At 72.6% G+C, this 17,082-nt stretch carries 13 protein-coding genes and 1 pseudogene; 3 read left to right on the forward strand and 11 right to left on the reverse strand.

Features of this window, described 5'->3' with window-relative positions; genetic code table 11:
- Positions 1-35: 35 nt before the first annotated feature.
- Both CIB93_RS31510 and CIB93_RS39235 read left to right on the forward strand, forming a co-directional pair.
- A complete protein-coding gene (locus CIB93_RS31510) occupies positions 36-1,370 on the forward strand; it encodes a PspC domain-containing protein (RefSeq protein ID WP_096631855.1) in 1,335 nt (444 codons plus the stop codon).
- Positions 1,357-1,620, forward strand: a complete 264-nt coding sequence (locus CIB93_RS39235; protein ID WP_096631857.1) for a hypothetical protein — start codon at positions 1,357-1,359, stop codon at positions 1,618-1,620. Before CIB93_RS31510 ends, CIB93_RS39235 begins: the two co-directional genes overlap by 14 nt.
- Here CIB93_RS39235 and CIB93_RS31520 read toward each other — a convergent pair.
- From CIB93_RS31520 to guaA, 6 genes are all read right to left on the reverse strand, one after another.
- A complete protein-coding gene (locus tag CIB93_RS31520; protein WP_096631877.1) occupies positions 1,527-2,039 on the reverse strand; it encodes a DoxX family protein in 513 nt (170 codons plus the stop codon). The genes CIB93_RS39235 and CIB93_RS31520 overlap by 94 nt on opposite strands.
- Positions 2,040-2,151: 112 nt before the next feature.
- On the reverse strand, positions 2,152-3,420 hold the full coding sequence (locus CIB93_RS31525) for a hypothetical protein (RefSeq protein ID WP_096631859.1): 1,269 nt from the start codon (positions 3,418-3,420) through the stop codon (positions 2,152-2,154).
- A gap of 113 nt (positions 3,421-3,533) precedes the next feature.
- Positions 3,534-4,325: a class II aldolase/adducin family protein gene (locus CIB93_RS31530; RefSeq protein WP_096631860.1), complete on the reverse strand. Its 792-nt coding sequence runs from the start codon at positions 4,323-4,325 to the stop codon at positions 3,534-3,536.
- An 80-nt stretch (positions 4,326-4,405) separates the two neighbouring features.
- On the reverse strand, positions 4,406-5,161 hold the full coding sequence (locus CIB93_RS31535; RefSeq protein ID WP_096631862.1) for a cyclopropane-fatty-acyl-phospholipid synthase family protein: 756 nt from the start codon (positions 5,159-5,161) through the stop codon (positions 4,406-4,408).
- Between the two features lie 42 nt (positions 5,162-5,203).
- Positions 5,204-5,818: a Uma2 family endonuclease gene (locus CIB93_RS31540; protein WP_096631864.1), complete on the reverse strand. Its 615-nt coding sequence runs from the start codon at positions 5,816-5,818 to the stop codon at positions 5,204-5,206.
- Positions 5,819-5,956: 138 nt separating this feature from the next.
- The gene (gene guaA / locus CIB93_RS31545; protein WP_096631865.1) at positions 5,957-7,543 is read right to left on the reverse strand and encodes a glutamine-hydrolyzing GMP synthase; all 1,587 of its coding nucleotides are present in this window, start codon (positions 7,541-7,543) and stop codon (positions 5,957-5,959) included.
- A gap of 319 nt (positions 7,544-7,862) precedes the next feature.
- Between guaA and CIB93_RS31550 the strand changes: the two genes are divergently transcribed.
- Entirely contained in the window at positions 7,863-8,165 is a 303-nt protein-coding gene (locus tag CIB93_RS31550; protein ID WP_096631867.1) for a chorismate mutase, read from the forward strand.
- Between the two features lie 419 nt (positions 8,166-8,584).
- Here CIB93_RS31550 and CIB93_RS31555 read toward each other — a convergent pair whose 3' ends face one another.
- The 5 genes and pseudogenes from CIB93_RS31555 to CIB93_RS31575 form a co-directional block, all read right to left on the reverse strand.
- A complete protein-coding gene (locus CIB93_RS31555) occupies positions 8,585-10,366 on the reverse strand; it encodes a peptidase (RefSeq protein ID WP_096631868.1) in 1,782 nt (593 codons plus the stop codon).
- Between the two features lie 154 nt (positions 10,367-10,520).
- The gene (locus CIB93_RS31560; RefSeq protein WP_096631870.1) at positions 10,521-12,380 is read right to left on the reverse strand and encodes a GMC family oxidoreductase N-terminal domain-containing protein; all 1,860 of its coding nucleotides are present in this window, start codon (positions 12,378-12,380) and stop codon (positions 10,521-10,523) included.
- 61 nt (positions 12,381-12,441) lie between these two features.
- On the reverse strand, positions 12,442-14,058 hold the full coding sequence (locus CIB93_RS31565) for a succinic semialdehyde dehydrogenase (RefSeq protein WP_096631871.1): 1,617 nt from the start codon (positions 14,056-14,058) through the stop codon (positions 12,442-12,444).
- 195 nt (positions 14,059-14,253) lie between these two features.
- The gene (locus tag CIB93_RS31570) at positions 14,254-15,951 is read right to left on the reverse strand and encodes a serine/threonine-protein kinase (protein WP_096631873.1); all 1,698 of its coding nucleotides are present in this window, start codon (positions 15,949-15,951) and stop codon (positions 14,254-14,256) included.
- A 149-nt stretch (positions 15,952-16,100) separates the two neighbouring features.
- Positions 16,101-17,082, reverse strand: a pseudogene (locus CIB93_RS31575) (serine/threonine protein kinase); the annotation flags it as partial.

Below are 17,082 nucleotides of genomic sequence, written 5' to 3' on the forward strand. Positions count from 1 at the left end.
TCCCGGCGGGCGGTCCGGACCGTCACCATGGAGGCATGACCGCTCCCTCGGACGCCCCTCCCGGCGTCGCGCCCCCCGACGCGCCGAAGCCGCAGCTGCGGCGCACCCCGCGGCAGAAGGTCGTCGCCGGGGTGTGCGGCGGGCTGGGCCGGTACTGCGACGTGGACCCGGTGATCTTCCGGATCGTGCTCGGTGTCCTGTCGGTCACCGGGGGCATCGGCCTGATCTTCTACGGCTTCGCCTGGCTGCTGCTGCCCGCGGAGGGCGACGAGGAGAACGAGGCGCGCAAGCTGCTGTCGGGGCGGGTCGACGGGGCGTCGCTGGTGGCGCTGCTGCTGGCGCTGATCGGCTGCGGGCTGTTCCTGTCGATGCTGCACAACCGGGGCATGCTGTCGTTCGCCGCCCTGCTGACGCTGGCCGTCGTCGGATTCTCCGTGTGGACGCAGTCCCGTAGGACGGCGGCCCCCGAGGACCCGACGGCCCCGCCCGGCACACCGGCCGCCCCGCCCGGCCCCACCCACACCGGCGGGCTCGGCACGCCCCCTCCGGAGGTGAAGGCCCCGCCGACGCCGGGCGGCCCGTCGTGGTGGCGCGACCCGATCGTCAAGGACGGGACGACCGGGCCGGTGGCCTCCGGCTATCTGTGGGGCCCGGCGGACACGGACCAGGCGGCGGCCCAGGCCGGGCCCAGCAAGGAGGCCCCGTTCCGGCCGCCGCACCCGCTGCCCGAGCCGCGCGGCCCGCGCTCGATCGGGGGCCCGGTCTTCCTGGCGGCCCTGGTGGCGGGTGGTCTCGGTACGGGGCTGAGCTGGGAGCACCAGCCGCTGGGGACGGCCCTCCAGATCGGTCTGGTCGCCGCCCTCGCGGTGTTCGGCCTCGGGCTGCTGGTCGCCTCGGTGCTGGGCCGGACGGGTTTCGGCACGGTGCTGATGGCGATGGTCACGGCGGGCCTGCTGGCCGGTGCCTCGGCGGTGCCGAAGGACATCGACACGACCTGGGTGCGCCAGGAGTGGCGGCCCGCCTCGGTGGCAGCCCTCCAGCCGCACTACGAGCTGGGCACCGGCGACGCCCGGCTGGACCTGTCCGGCCTGAAGGTGCCGGAGGGCGGGACCGTGCGTACGGGACTCGACGTGACAGCGGGGCGGGCGGCCGTCGTCGTCCCGGAGGACGTGACGGTGAAGGTGCGTGCCGAGGTGGATCTCGGAGAGATCCGGCTGGAGGAGGGCCAGCGGGTCCAGGTCCGGATCAACAGCGACGAGGCCAGGCAGCGGACCCTGCCGCCGCCGGCCGGCACGAAGCCCGCCGGAACGATCGAACTGGAACTGGAAGTCGGCATCGGACAGGTGGAGGTCACCCGTGCTGCGTCATGAATTCCGGCCGGGACGCGCGGTGGCGGGTCTGGCCATGCTGGCTCTGGCGGGCGGGTACGCGGCCGACGCCGCCGGGGCGTGGGAGGTCCCCTGGACGTTCTTCTTCCCGCTGCTCTTCGGCGGTCTGTGGCTGGCCGCGACGGCGACCTGGGTCGCCTACATGGTCCGGCGCCGGCGTGAGGCGAGGAAGGCGTCGGCGGAGAACATCGGGGCCCCGGCGAGCAGCAGCGGCAGCCACGCCATCAGATAGGGCAGATCGTTGCCGTAGTAGTACGGGGTGGCCTGCCAGCTCACGGTGAGCCAGAGGCTCAGCGAGATCAGCGCGCCGCCGAGCGCCGCGAGCCTGGCCCAGAGGCCGACGAGGGTGCCGAGGCCGACGAGGAGTTCGCCGGTCGCGATGGCGTAGCCGAAGCCCTCCGGGTTCTTGAGGGCCAGGTCGACGAGGGCGGGGATCGCGGAGGAGTCACGCACCCCGCGCATCATCTCGCCGATGGACCCGGCGCCGTCGGCGGACAGGAAGGCGCTGTCCGTGAGCTTGTCGAGGCCCGCGTAGACGAAGGTGACGCCGAGGAAGATCCGCAGCGGCAGCAGGGCGTATGTACGCGCCTGCTCCCTCAGCGTCCTGCGCTCGCCCAGTCCGTACGAACCGCTGCCGTCGTAGCTGTGCATGACCACTGCCCCGCTTCCCGGTGTTCCGTCGCTTGACCATACGTACGCCTTCGGCGCGCTGCTCACCAGGGTTGCGGGGCATTCAGCGGAAGGAGGTGGGAGAAAGCGGTGGTCAGTCCGTGACGTCGATCGGGCAGCGGTTGGTCTCCACCCCGGCGGCGGTGACGACCTGGACGTCCACAGTGCCCGGCTCCACCTCGACCGGGACGGGCACGGTCAGCACGGTGTCGGCCGGGTTGGCGAAGCCCCCGGCGACCGGGATGAGGGGGACGTGGACGTGGACCGTGCCGATGCGGACGACGAGCCGGGCCAGCCGGTCGGGGCTGCCCGCGCCGGGCGGCACGAAGCCCGCGCCACGGATCTCGATGTCGTCGCCGGTCCTGATCGGCGCGTCCAGGTCCCCGGCCTCCCGGGCCCGGACGACGGACAGCACGACCGGACGCCCGCCCTCCGTGTACTTCCCGGCGAAGTAGGTCGCCGCCGAGACGGCCACCAGCAGCGCGAGCCCCCACGGCAGATCGGGCAGCTGCTCGGGGCGGCGGGCCAGGCGGACCGCGGCGAACAGCACGGCGACGGCGCTGACCAGCACGTACTGCACATCGGTGAAGGAGCCGCGCCCCGAGTCGTCGGTGAGCAGATCGGCTGCGCGCGGCCGGTCCGCGCGCAGCTTCTGGAGGCGCTGGCCCAGCACCCGTACGGTCACCACGCGGCGTACGAGGACGGCGACCGCGCACACCAGCGCCAGCACGGTCACCACCCCGGCGGACCGTACGAGGTCGAGCCCCTCGATCAGCGCGTCCCGGTCGGAGGGGTCGGCCGCCCCGGCCAGCTGGAGTGCGAGGACAAGGACCGCGAAGACGGCGAGCAGCACCCAGGCGGCGGCAACCGCCCGGGAGGTGGAGAGCCGGTTGTCCTCGCCGATCAGCGGGGCGAGGAGGCCCCCGCGCGCGCGGTGGAAGCGGGCGGCGGCGGTGAGCAGCCCGGCGGTGACGAGGGCAGCGAGCAGACCGGCGGTGCGGGCGGTGGACCAGCCGGCCCCGATCGCGGTGACGCAGGCGCCGACGAGGAGGGCCCCGGCCGCACCCCACACGGCGAACAGCGTGCCCCGCCACACCTGGTGGAGCCAGGCGTCCCCGGCCTCCCGGGCCCGTTCGGCGACGGTCCGGGCGGAGCCGGTCAGCTCGTCGGAGACCCACTGCCGGGACGCGGAGGCGGACTGGGCGACCCCGGCGGGCAGGCCGTTGCCCGCGGCCAGTTCGTCGCGCTTGGCGAGGAAGGCCGCGACGGCGCGCCGGTGCCCTTCGCGCGCGCCGTGCGGGCAGTCGCCGCAGGTGCAGCCGCCGCCGTGGGTGCCGCTCGTCCTTGCCTCGTCCAACGCCACGGAGGATTACGCCCTTTCCCGCCCCGGTACAGCCAACTCACTTGCGATATCAGCGAATTGTGCCGTACCGGGCGAGGAGTTCCCGCATCGGGGCGACCGGCGGGCCCGGACCGTCAGAATGTTCGACTGACCCGCTGCCACAGGGGCTGGTAGTTGATCCAGGCCACCAGGTCGCTGCCGAGGTGTTCGCGGGTGGTGACGGCGTCCTGGTGCGCGATGAGCACGGGCTTCCCGGCGGCCCGCGCCAGCAGCTGCACCTGGCAGGCGCGCTCCAGGGTCAGGAACCACCAGGCCGCCGCGTCCACGGAGTCGCCGACGGTCAGCAGCCCGTGGTTGCGCAGGATGACCGCCTTGTGCGGCCCGAGCGTGTCGGCGATGCGCCGCCCTTCCTCCTCGTCCACGACAACGCCCGTGTACGCGTCGTACAGCGCGTGGTCCTCGTAGAAGGCGCAGGATTCCTGGGTGATCGGTTCGACCGGCTCCCCGAGCGCGGCGAGGGCCCGCCCGTGCACGGAGTGGGTGTGCGCGACGGCCACGGTGCCGGGCCGGGCCCGGTGCACCGCCGCGTGCACGGCGAACGCGGCCTGGTTGACGTGGAAGCGGCCCCGGACGACCTGCCCGTCGCCGTTGACGAGGATCAGGTCCTGTGGGGTGATGTCGGCGAAGGGCGCGCCGAACGGGTTGACCCAGAAGCAGTCCTCCAGCTCCGGGTCGCGCACGGTGATGTGCCCGGAGACCCCGTCCTCGTACCCGAGCTGCCCGAACAACCGCAGCGCCCCCGCGAGCCGCTCCCTGCGGTACGCGCGTTCCTCCCCCGGTGACGCGTGGACGGGCGGCATCGCGAACTGAAGCTGTTCGACGGGGATCGGGGCGGGGGCGGCGGGCACGGCGACCGGCTCTGACATGGCGGCTCCTCGGGTTCCCAGGGCGTACGGGACCGGAAGTTACCGCCGGGTGGGGGTGGTGAAAAGGGGTGGGGCGCAGGTCAGGTGCTGAGCACCAGGTAGGCGAGGCCCAGATACGAGCGGTAGCCGCCGTAGTAGCCGGTGCGGCGGGCGTCGACCTCGGCCATCACCTCGCCGTACAGCGGATGGTCCGGGTTCTCCAGCGCCCAGCGCTGCCCGCGCCCGATCGGACCCTCCGACTCGAAGAGGTCCCATTCGCGCTGGTCGGCGACGGTGACCTGGAGCGCGTGCAGTCCGACGGACTCCGCCAGCCGGATCAGCTCCAGCAGCGACCCGAAGTCCCCGGGCTCGGCCCCGAGCCCTTCCAGCGCGGCGGGCGTCGGGGCCTTCAGCCAGACCCCCTCGCCGAGGAGCACCCGGCCTCCGGGGCGTACGGCGGCGCGCAGGGCGGTCAGGGCCTCCCTGGTCGTACCGGGCCAGGCGTGCGAGGAGCCGATGGAGACGGCGAGGTCGTACCCGCCCTCGGCCCACTCGGCGGCGGGCTCCTCGTGGAACCGCACCCGGTCACCGAGCCCTCGCTCCTCGGCGAGCTTCCGTCCGCGCGCCACGTCGGCGGGGTCGGTCTCGACGCCGTCCCCGGCGGCCCCCGGCGCGGCTTCGACGAGCCGCATCAGCAACTCGCCCCAGCCGGAGCCGAGATCGACGATCCGTGCCCCGGGAGCGGGGTCACAGGCGGCGACGAGACGGGCCGCGTGGCCCTCGGAGAGCGGGGTGTTCCAGGTGAGGCGGTGGTTCCCGGCGGCGGACAGGATGGCGCGGACTTCTTCGGCGGACACGGTGGGGAGCCTGGCACGGGTGGGCGGGCTCGTGCCAGTGGATTACGAGCGGCCTCGGCGGTAGATCTCCGTGAGGTCGACGTCGATCGGGAACGGGACGTCAAGGTTCATCTTCTTGCGGTGGATTCCGGTGGGCGTGTACGTGTCCGTCGCCGGGTCGAGCTCGTAGACATAGACGACGGGCAGGCCATCCGCTCCCTGCTCGACCCGCCAGAAGTGCCGGACACCGGCCTCGGCGTATTTGCGCGGCTTGACGCCCCGGTCACGGACCTCGGAGTCGGGCGATACGACTTCGACGGCGAGGACGACGTCCTCCGGTGCATACCAGGTCTGGTCGGCCCCGGTGTCCGCCTCCGCGCGATACACCAGCAGATCGGGCTCCGGACGGTTCGTGCGGTCCAGCCTGATGGTCATTTCGCGGTCGACGTCCAGATCCACGGGGGCGTGCGCGAGAAGAGCCGATTCCAGCAGCCACATGGCTCGTGTGTGGAACTTACGCTGCGGACTCATGAAGACGAGACTCCCGTCGATCAGCTCGGTGTGGGGCGGGAGGCCCGGAATCCGGTCGAGGTCGTCCGCCGTCCAGCCGCCCTCCGGCGGAACGGGCCACCGGTACGGCTCCTGCTGCTCAAGCCCGGGCTTGGGTGCGGCGCTCATGATTACTCCCATACGCCGAAGTCTCGTCTCTTCACTCAGCGTACCCAGCAGATACGACAATGCCGCCGCCCAAACGAATGAGCGACGGCATGGACGTTGACCCGGGAAAGCCCTACGGGCTCACCGGGGGCGGGGAGGTCACTCCCACTCGATCGTCCCCGGCGGCTTGCTCGTCACGTCGAGGACGACGCGGTTGACGTCGGCGACCTCGTTGGTGATGCGGGTGGAGATCTTCGCCAGCGTCTCGTACGGCAGGCGCGACCAGTCGGCCGTCATGGCGTCCTCGGAGGAGACCGGGCGCAGGACGATCGGGTGGCCGTAGGTGCGGCCGTCGCCCTGGACGCCGACCGAGCGGACGTCGGCGAGGAGGACCACCGGGCACTGCCAGATGTCACGGTCCAGGCCGGCCGCCGTCAGCTCCTCGCGGGCGATGGCGTCGGCCTCACGGAGCAGGTCCAGGCGGTCCTTGGTGACCTCGCCGACGATGCGGATGCCGAGGCCGGGGCCGGGGAACGGCTGGCGCTGGACGATCTCCTCGGGGAGGCCCAGCTCCTGGCCGACCATCCGGACCTCGTCCTTGAACAGCTGGCGCAGCGGCTCGACGAGCTGGAACTCGATGTCGTCGGGGAGGCCGCCGACGTTGTGGTGGGACTTGATGTTGGCGGTGCCGGTGCCGCCGCCGGACTCGACGACGTCCGGGTAGAGCGTGCCCTGGACCAGGAAGGCGACCTCGGGCCCGTCCTCCTGGAGGATCTCCAGCTGGGCCTGCTCGAAGACGCGGATGAACTCGCGGCCGATGATCTTCCGCTTCTGCTCCGGGTCGGAGACCCCGGCCAGGGCGTCGAGGAAGCGCTTCTCCGCGTCGACCACCTTCAGCTTCGCGCCGGTCGCGGCCACGAAGTCCTTCTCGACCTGCTCGGTCTCGCCCTTGCGCATCAGCCCGTGGTCGACGTACACGCAGGTGAGCTGGGAGCCGATGGCCTTCTGCACGAGGGCGGCGGCGACCGCGGAGTCGACACCTCCGGAAAGGCCGCAGATGGCGCGCTTGGTGCCGACCTGCTCGCGGATGAGGGCGACCTGCTCCTCGACCACGTTGGTGGTGGTCCAGTTCGGCTCGATGCCCGCGCCGCGGTAGAGGAAGTGCTCCAGGACCTGCTGGCCGTGGGTGGAGTGCAGGACCTCGGGGTGGTACTGGACGCCGTAGAGCTTCTTCTCGTCGTTCTCGAAGGCCGCGACCGGGACCACGTCCGTGGAGGCGGTGACGGTGAAGCCCTCGGGGGCCGCCGAGCAGGCGTCGCCGTGCGACATCCACACCGGCTGCTCGGTGGGCGTGCCCTCGAAGAGCGTCGAGCCCGCCTTCGTGACGTGCAGCGGGGTGCGGCCGTACTCGCGCGCCCCGTTGTCGTCGACCGTGCCGCCGAGCGTGGTGGCCATCAGCTGGAAGCCGTAGCACATGCCGAAGACGGGGACCCCGGCCTCGAAGAGCGAGCGGTCCAGGGACGGCGCGCCCTCCGCGTACACCGACGAGGGGCCGCCGGAGAGGATGATCGCGCGGGGGTTCTTGGCCAGCATCTCGGCCACCGGCATGGTGGACGGGACGATCTCGCTGTAGACCCGGGCCTCACGGACACGGCGGGCGATGAGCTGGGCGTACTGCGCGCCGAAGTCGACAACCAGGACCACGTCGGCCGTGGTGTCGGGGGCGGCGGGGGGTGCTGCTGGCACGGGGCGGCCTTCCGGCGGTGATGAGGGGGTCGGTTCTCCCGATTCTACCGGCCGCGCGCGGACCCTCCGCCGAGCCGGGCGTCTCACGATGCGGGCCCCGCTTTGGCGGGTCCTCCGGGGCGGGGCCATACTGTCCCCCATGCGTCAGCACACGACCTTCGTCTTTACCTATGGCATCCGGCCCGCCGGCTGCCATGGTCGTGCTGCTTGAGCTACTGACAAGCAACGTTCCAGGCGCCCCGGGCCGACAGGCCCGGGGCGTTCTGCGTGTCCGGGTCCTCGCGCCCCGGGGGGTCGCCACCCACCGGGAGTCACCACCATGACCAGCACCAGCACCGCCGCCACCGCCGCCGAGCGCACCGGGGCCCGCACCGACGAGGCCGCCACCCTGATCGGCGGCGCCCGGGAACGCATCGACGCCCTCGACGACCGGATCATCGGGCTCGTCCAGGAACGGATGGCCGTCTCGGCGGTGATCCAGGAGGCCCGGATCACCTCGGGCGGCCGCCGGGTCAACCTCTCCCGCGAGACCGCCGTGCTCGGCCACTACAGGGACGCGCTGGGCAAGCCGGGCACCGCGCTCGCGATGACGCTCCTGGAGCTGTGCCGCGGCCGGGTGTGAGCCCGTACGGGCCGCCGGACACCCCCGGGGCCAGACGCCGCCCGGCAGGCGGGAGTCTGGCTACAGGCCCTCGGGGAGGGAACGGTTCTCCGCCCGCCGGACATGGCCCGTATCTGCGTTCGGACCCCGTCTCACCCGTACGGCGCGTGACCGGGGCGGCGGTGTCTTCGTTGGTCCCGGTGTCCGTGCCAACCAGGGGCGGCATCGGTAGGAAAACCACGCGTGGCTCCGCCGGGACGTGTGGCGTACCGCGAGGTGCGCCGTGGGACCGCATCCCGGCTCATGTGACCGGTCCGCAGGGGACAGCAGCCCGGTCACCCCATATGCGGCCGACCCCGGGGACGCCCGGGTCGGCCGCATCGGAACGTATCGGGCGGAGGCCTGTTCCCTCCTCCGCCCGCCTCTGCGACAGCCCCTGATCAGGCCGCCTGTCGCGCTGCCCGTCGCCGGGACGCCACGAAGAGCACCAGGCCCGCCGCCAGCGCCGCGGCCGCCGTGCCCGAGGCGATCAGGGCGATCGACCCCGTCGAGGCGAGGCTGCCCCCGCCGCCGGAGCCCCCGGCCGTACCCGCCGAGCTGCCGCCGGACGTGGTGGACGCCGAGGTGCCGGAGGTGCCGGAGGTGCCGGAGGTGCCGGACGGGGTCGCCGACGGGGCTGTGGTCGGCGGGGTGGACGGTTCGCCGGAGCCGCCGTCGGCCCCGTCCGTCGTGGAGCCGGAGTCGCCGCCGCTGCCCTCACCGTTCACGATCGTCCACGCGGTGTTGTTGCCGGGCTTCGGGTCGAACGGCAGCTTCGGGTCCATGAGCCAGGTGCTGCGGACGGTGACCTTGCCGGACGCGCCGACCAGGCCCTCGTCGATCCGCAGCTCGAACGGCAGGTCGAGGCCGCCGCCGTCCAGCACGGCCATGGAGGTGTCGCAGACGTAGCGCGGCGCGGGGCTCTTCTGGTCCTCGCGGTAGCCGCCGCCGGCGGTCACCGCGCGGCAGCGGTCCGGCTTCGAGGTGACGCTCGTTCCCTGGGGGACGGTGAAGTCGACGGTGGCGACGGGCTCGCCGGAGCGGATGTAGCCGATCCAGGCCGGGCCCTCGTTGCGGAAGCCGATGTCGGCCTTCACCGTGGAGCCCTCGGCCCCGGCCACCTCGTCGCCGTACGCCACGAAGTCGGCCGTGTTCTTCGTACGGAAGTCGGCCTCGTGCTGGTTGTTCCACGGGTCGAGGTCCGCGCCCCGGGCGGTCGCGCCCTTCGCCGGGGACTTCGCCGTGCCCTTCACCGGGACCGCCTTGAGTGCGCCGCCGGTGCCCCGCTCGAAGGAGGCGCCCGCGCGCTGGGCGGTGCGCTGGGCGGCGCTGTCCTCGTGGATGCGGTAGATGAAGGTGTCGTAGAAGGCGCGGGAGGTGGCCTCGACGGTCAGCGGGGTCGCCAGGGTGTACGTCTCGCCCACCTCGAAGGAGCCCTCGACGGAGCAGAGCGCGGTGGTCCAGCCGACGCCGGGCCTGCCCGGGGCGTCCTCGGTGTACTCGCAGTTGGAGTAGCGCTGCGGGATGTCGAGGCCGCGGGAGTACAGCAGGCCCAGCAGGACGCCGTCGGCGGCCCGGGTGCCCCGGTTGGTGAAGGTGATCGGGGCCTGCTGCTTGTCGCCCGGGTTCAGCTCCGTCCGGAACGGCAGCTCCTCCATCACCAGGTCGGGGCCGCCGACCGTGACCCGGGTGGTGAACGGGGTGAAGGTCGCGCCCTTCGCCTGTCCGGTCACCTCGATCGTGCCGGTGGCGCCGTTCTCGCTGCCCTTGGCGGCGGTGAGCAGGATGTCGTCGATCTTCCGGTGGCCGGGCCAGATGCCGTACTCCTCGCAGACCGCCTTCGTGCCGGTGACCTTGCAGTCCGAGCCGTCCTTGACCGCCGCGTCGGCGACGCCCGCGATGCCGCTGAGGTCGAGGGTGACGGTGAACTCTCCCTCGTAGCCGCCGTTCTCCTCGTCCTCGCTCGGGTTGTGGACGGTGATGCCGAGCGTGGACTGCTGCGGCTCGCCGCTCTCGGGGTACGGGTGCAGGGCCGTCTCGGCGGGGCCGCCCAGGGTGAACACCGGGGTGTCGGCGGCCTGGGCCGGGGCGGCCCCGGCGAGCGAGGCCGCGGCGAGCAGACCGGCGGCGGCGAACGAACCCGCCGCGCGGCGCAGCGCGGTTCTCGGGGACAAGCGTGTCATCGGGACCTCTGGTACTCGGCAGGGAGCTGTTGCTCAGCGGAAGCTGTGTGACTGCTGTGACAGTTGACGCGGTACGGGGTTCGACCGCGCAGCCCTCCGAACAGTTGCCCTGACGAAGATCACGGATTGGGCACAGGAGCGTCGCCCGCCCCCTTCACGTCCGCTCGGGTACGTCCGCTGCGGCCTCCGCCGTCCGCCTCGGCGGCACCACCGGCATACCCAGGAACGGCAGCTTCAGCGCGCCGAACGCCTCCTTCGGCACGGCGGGCGCGAGTGGTTCGACGGGGCTGAGCCGCTCGTAGGCCCCGCCCTGCTCCGGGCGCGGGTCGGCCTCGCCCTTGTTGGGCCAGAAGGACATCGCGCGCTCGGCCTGGGCTGTGATGGTCAGCGAAGGGTTGACGCCGAGGTTGGCGGAGACCGCGGAGCCGTCGACGACGCTGATGCCGGGGTGGCCGTAGAGGCGGTGGTACGGGTCGATGACGCCCTCCTCCGCGCTCGCGCCGATCGGGCAGCCGCCGAGGAAGTGGGCGGTGAGCGGGGTGCCCATCAGCTCCCCGATGTTGGAACCGGCGAAGCCGTTGATCTCCTCGGCGAGCAGGGACGCGCTGCGGGTCGCCTCCTCGATCTGGGTCGGGTTGGGCGCGCCATGGCCCTGACGGGCGGTGAGCAGGCCCTTGCCGATGCCGCCCGGTTTGCGGTACGTCGTCAGGGAGTTGTCCAGGGACTGCATGACGAGACCGATGATGGTGCGCTCGGACCAGCGGCGGTTGGAGAGCGAACGGGCGGCGAGGGTGGGGTGCTTGATCATGTTGGCGAGCCAGCCGCGTACCCGGTGGGCTCCGTAGGGCACCTGGAGGATCGACATCGAGCCCATGGCGTTGGAGCCCTTGCCGTAACGGACGGGCTCGATGTGGGTGTTGTCGTCCGGGTGGATCGAGGACGTGATCGCGACGCCCTGTGAGAAGTCGGCCTTCGCGATGCCGTGCTTCTTGCGGTAGCGGCGGTCGCTGGTCTGGGAGCCCACCAGTGCCTCGGAGTTGGTGCGGGTCAGCTCCCCGAGCTTCCCGGAGAGCCGGGGCAGCAGACCGCGGTCCTTCATGGTGTGCAGCAGGGTCTGGGTGCCGTACGTGCCCGCCGCGACGACGACGTGGCGGGCGCGCAGTCTCGTGGGCTTCGCCTTGCGGCGGCGGTCGGTGGGGACCGTGAGGACGCGGTAGCCGCCCTCCGGATCGTCGGTGACCGCGACGACGGACGTCATCGGGTGGATGACCGCTCCGGCCTTCTCGGCGAGGTGGAGGTAGTTCTCGTTGAGGGTGTTCTTCGCCCCGTGACGGCAGCCCGTCATGCACTCGCCGCACTCGGTGCAGGCCTTGCGGGCGGGTCCGGCACCGCCGAAGTACGGGTCGGGGACCGTGCCGCCGGGCTTGGCCTTCGCGGTGCCGTCGGCGTCCTTGCCGTCGCCGAAGAAGACGCCGACCGGGGCCGGATGGAAGGTGTCGCCGACGCCCATCGCCTCGGCGGCGGCCTTGAGGTGGATGTCGGAGGGGGTCATGGTCGGGTTGAGGCGGACCCCGAGCATCCGGCGGGCCTGGTCGTAGTACGGCTTGAGCTCGTCCTGCCAGTCGGTGATGGAGGCCCACTGGCGGTCCTCGAAGAACGGGGCGGGCGGCACGTACAGCGTGTTGGCGTAGTTGAGCGAACCGCCGCCGACGCCCGCCCCGGCGAGCACCATCACATTGCCGAGGAGGTGGACGCGCTGGATGCCGAAGAGGCCCAGCGCGGGGGCCCAGAGGTAGTTCTTCAGGTCCCAGGAGGTCTTGGGGAGTGTGCCGGGGGTGAAGCGGCGGCCCGCCTCCAGGACGCCTACGCGGTACCCCTTCTCCGACAGCCGGAGCGCCGACACCGCGCCCCCGAAGCCCGAACCGACGACGAGGACGTCGTAGTCGTAGGCGGCATCGTCCTCGGCCGGGACATGGCTCACGGACCGTTCGCGGGCAGGGCTGTCCTGGGGCATGGCGCTCCTCAGTACGGAATCGGAACGAAAAGGGGCGGAGGGTGCTGTGGCCTCCGGGAGCTCAGCGCAGCCGGAACGCCTTCATCGCCTTCAGGCTGCGGGTCATGAACGCGGCGTACTTCTCGTCGTCCATGCCGAAGGACGGCGCGAGCGGGATCAGCCGCTGCTGGGCGACGGTCTGGGCCTCCGTGTACTTGAGGATGCCCTCGGAGCCGTGCCGCCGGCCGAGACCGGACTCCTTCATGCCGCCCATCGGGGACTGGACGCTGCCGTAGGCGGGGGCGTACCCCTCGTTGATGTTGACGGTGCCGGTCCGCAGCCGGGCGGCGACCTGGTGGCCGCGCCGGGAGTCGGTGGTCCAGACGCTGGAGTTGAGGCCGTACGGGGTGGCGTTGGCCAGCGCGATCACCTCGTCCTCGTCGCTGAAGCGGTAGATCGAGACGACCGGTCCGAAGGTCTCCTCGGTGCAGACGGCCATCGGCTCCTCCACCCCGTCGAGGATGGTCGGCTCGTAGAACAGCGGGCCGATGTCGGGGCGGGCGACACCGCCCGCGACCAGCTTCGCGCCCTTCTCGACGGCCTCGGCGACATGCCGGGTGACCGTCTCCAGCTGGCGCTGCCCGACGAGGGAGCCCATGTCGGCGCCGTACGCGAGGGCGCTGCCGAGCCGCATGGCCTTCGTGCGGGTGGCGAAGCGCTGGACGAAGTCGTCGGCGATCGACTCGTGGACGTACAGCCGCTCGATGGAGATGCACAGCTGCCCGGCGGAGGAGAAGCAGGCGCGGACGGCGCCGGCGGCGGCCTTCTCCACGTCGGCGTCCTTGAGGACGAGCATGGCGTTCTTGCCACCGAGCTCCAGCGAGACGCCGACCAGCCGGGAGGCCGCGCCGACGGCGACCTCGCGGCCGGTGCGGGTGGAGCCGGTGAAGGAGACGTAGTCGGCGCGGCTGACGACCTCGGGGCCGACGACGGGTCCCTCGCCCAGGACGACCTGGAAGACCTCGGCGGGCAGTCCGGCCTCGATGAGCAGGTCGCGGGCCCACAGCGCGGTGAGCGCGGTCTCCGTGTCGGGCTTCATCACGACGGCGTTGCCGGAGACGAACGCGGGCAGCGCGTCGCCCACGGACAGCTCGAAGGGGTAGTTCCAGGGGGCGATCTGGCCGACGACCCCGCGCGGCTGGCGCAGCTCGGTGACCTTGGTGAGGGTCGGGACGACACCCGTGTGGCGGCGGGGCTTGAGGTACGCGGCCGCCCTGCGCCCGTAGTGGCGGGCGGCGACGGTGACCGCCTGCACCTCCTCGTGGGCGTGCAGCCGGGCCTTGCCGGTCTCCAGCTGGATGAGGTCGAGGACCTCGGACTGGCGGCTGAGGACGAGGTCGTGGAAGCGCAGGAGGACGGCGGCCCGCTGCCGTACGGGGACGGCGGCCCAGGCGGGCTGGGCGGCGCGGGCCCGGTCGAAGGCTCCTGCGACGTCCTCGGGGCTGGACTCGGGCAGGTCGGCCAGCTTCTCCCCGGTGAAGGGCGAGTGGTTGGCCGTACGCCCCGATCCGACGACACCGCGGATCAGCTGGGCGATCACCTCGGGGGTGACCACATCGGCGGCCGTGCGCACGCCGGCGGGGGCGACCGCCACGGGGTTCGTACCGAGAGGGGCGTCAGGGGCCTGCGAGTCCGTCATGAGGCCGAGAGTATGTCCAGCCGCACCCTTTGGGTACCCGTCGGTAACAGTTTTTCACAGGACCCGCCCGCATCCCCGGACCGTCCGCACAAACGAGCCAGTGATCGCTGGCGACATAACCGCTGATCAGTGGCTATACGGCGGACCGCACACCGGTAGTGGGCCCCGCCGCGCTCGGCCCTCGGCCTGCGAAGCTCAGTCCTGGGTCTTCGGCGCGCGCCAGCTGCGCAGCATGACGTCGAACAGCTCTCGGCTGGTCTTCCAGCCCTCCTGCGGTGCCGTCAGATACAGCGCGTACTCGGGGCCGCCCGCCCCGCCGTAGTACATCTGGTCGATCCCGTGCCGGGGACCCGCGTGATCCTTGGTCTCGTTCCAGGTGAACTCCCAGAGCGCGCCCGGCCGGTCACGGAAGGTGTTCTTCTCCAGCGCTGTCCGCCGGTAGCCGGGCAGCCGTTGGGACAGCTGCTCCTCCATGTTCCGCATATGCAGATACGGATGGTCGAAGTCCGGGTCCGGGTCGACGCTGATCCGGATTCGGTGCGCCCCGCCGTCCGGTGTGTAGTCGATCTGCCCGTCCTGCACCCGGCGCACCCAGTCCTTCGGTACGACCAGGCTGAAGCCCGCCGGGTCCTCGACCCGGTGCCAGCCGTCGGGTATCTCCGGTATCCCCTGGGCGGGGGCGGTGGCGGGCGGGTCGCTCCCCGGCGCGGAGGGCGTGGCACCGACGGCCGCCCGGCCACCGGTGCCCCCCGAACCGCCCAGCTCCTCCCCGTACCTCATCGCGAGGAGCCCGGCCGCGCCGCCGAGGACCGCGGCGGCGACGACCACGACGAGGACCGTGCGCCACCGGGAGCGGGCGCGCCGGGTCACCGGGGCCAAGACGGGCCCTGCCGGAGAAGGCGAGGGGGCCGTTCCGGGGAGCCGGGCGGTGGGGCCGTGAGGATCACCGAGTGCGGAGTCAGGCACGGGGGCGCCGGGACCGTTCGGGTCCGGGAAGGCGTACCGGGCGTCCTTGGGCAGGCGCTGCGTGGGCACGTGCGCCTGCGCGGCCCGGGGCTCCCGGCCCTCCATCGCGTCCAGCAGCATCTGTTCGGTCTCGGCGGCCGAGGGCCGGTCGGCCGGGTCCTTGCGGAGCAGCGCGGTGATGACGGCCCCGAGCGGACCGGCGTTGACCGGGGCGGGCGGCTCCTCGGTGACGACGGCCTGCATGGTGGAGATCGGGGACGTACGGCGGAACGGGCTGGCCCCCTCGACCGCCGCGTACAGCGTCACTCCGAGCGACCACAGGTCGGAGGCGGGTCCCGGATCGCCGCCGCGTACCCGCTCGGGGGCCAGATAGTCGATGGAGCCGACCAGTTCACCGGTCCGGGTGATCGTGGAGTCGCCCTCGATCGCGGCGATCCCGAAGTCGGTCAGAAGCACCTGCCCGTCGCGCGCCAGCAGGACGTTGCCGGGCTTGACGTCGCGGTGCAGTACCCCGGCCCCGTGCGCGGCGCGCAGGGCGCTGAGCACGTGCAGCCCGACCCGTGCCGCCTCGCGCGGTGCGATCTCCCCGCTCTCCTTGGCGGCGTCGGCGAGCGAGGGCCCGTCGACGTACTGCATGACGATCCAGGGGCGGTTGTCGTACTCGATCACGTCATGGACGGTGACGACACCCGGGTGCGTGATGCGGGCGGCGGCCCGGGCCTCCTTCTGCGTCCTGGCGTGCAGGACGAGCCGGTCGGCCTCGGCGACGTACAGCCCGGCGGTCAACTCCTTGACGGCGACCGTACGGTGCAGCACCTCGTCGTGAGCACGCCAGACCTTGCCCATGCCGCCGCGGCCGAGGACCTCGCCCAGCCGGTACCGCCCCGCCAGTACCAGTCCCGCAGCCGTGCCCTGTGATCGATCCACGTGATGTCCCCGCCCCGTTTTCCTCGGCTTGCCAGATTACGGAGCGGAGGCGAGGCGGCGTAACGGGGGATCGCCCACGAGACCGCACTGTGATGGTTGTCGGCACCGCACAACAACGGCCGTTGCGGCGGGCCGCCGATGACCGGTGGTCAGGCGTTCACTCGGTACGAGGCGATGGCCTGCTCGTAGATCTCGGTGACCCGGTCGCGTTCGCTCTCGGGGCCGATGGCCTGGATGACGTGGTAGCGGCCGTCGACGATCATGGCGAGGTTGCGGACGTACACCTCGCGCCCGCCGCTCTCCTGCCAGGTGAACTGCCCCTCGGCCATGGCCTGTCGGCCGACGTCGACGCGGCGCACACCGGAGGACGAGGACCAGCTGGAGTCCCGGAACGGCTGGAGCTCTCGCTCCTTGTCCCGCTGGTAGGCGAGCGGGTCGCCGCCGCCCGCCTTCACCGTGTCCCGGCCGGGCACCACGAGCAGGGTGAACCCGTCGCTGCCGTAGCGGATCTGACGGTCCGCGTTGGCGGGGCTGCGCTGCCAGTCCTCCGGTACGCCGACCTCGAAGCCCTCCGCGTCCTTGCGGAGCGCGTAACCGGGGGCGAGCGCCACGGCGGAGCGGCTGGTCTGCGGCTGCTGGGATCCGGTGTCACCGGTTCCGCCCGTGCCGCCGGTTCCCTCCGTGCCGCCGCTCTCGCCCGCCGACTCGGACGGCTGAGGCCCCCGGGAGGCGGCGGAACCGGTAGCCGAACCCGGCGCACCGCTGTCCGTGCCGGGCTCCTGCTTCGGCATGAACATCACCGCGTACGCGACGGCGGCGGCCAGCAGCAGCAGGATCAGGACGAGCAGCAGGCGGCCCAGCCTGCGGGGGGACGCGCCCTCGTCCCTGCGCGGCGGTTCGCGCAGCACCCGGGGGCCCTTGGGCGCACGCGGCACGCGGGCGGGGCGGTCCTCCTCCCAGGACTCGACGGGCCTGCGCGCGGTCCGTTCGGGCGGCAGCGGCGACAGGTGCCGGTCCGGCTCCACGCCCTCGCGCCGCTTCGGCGGCCGCTGCCGCTTGCCCTGGCGGTGCCTGCCGTGCGCCGCGCCCCCGCCGAAGCGGCCCCGGCGCCTGCGGACCAGCTCGCCCCGG

The organism is Streptomyces sp. WZ.A104 (assembly GCF_002382885.1).
Lineage (GTDB): Bacteria > Actinomycetota > Actinomycetes > Streptomycetales > Streptomycetaceae > Streptomyces.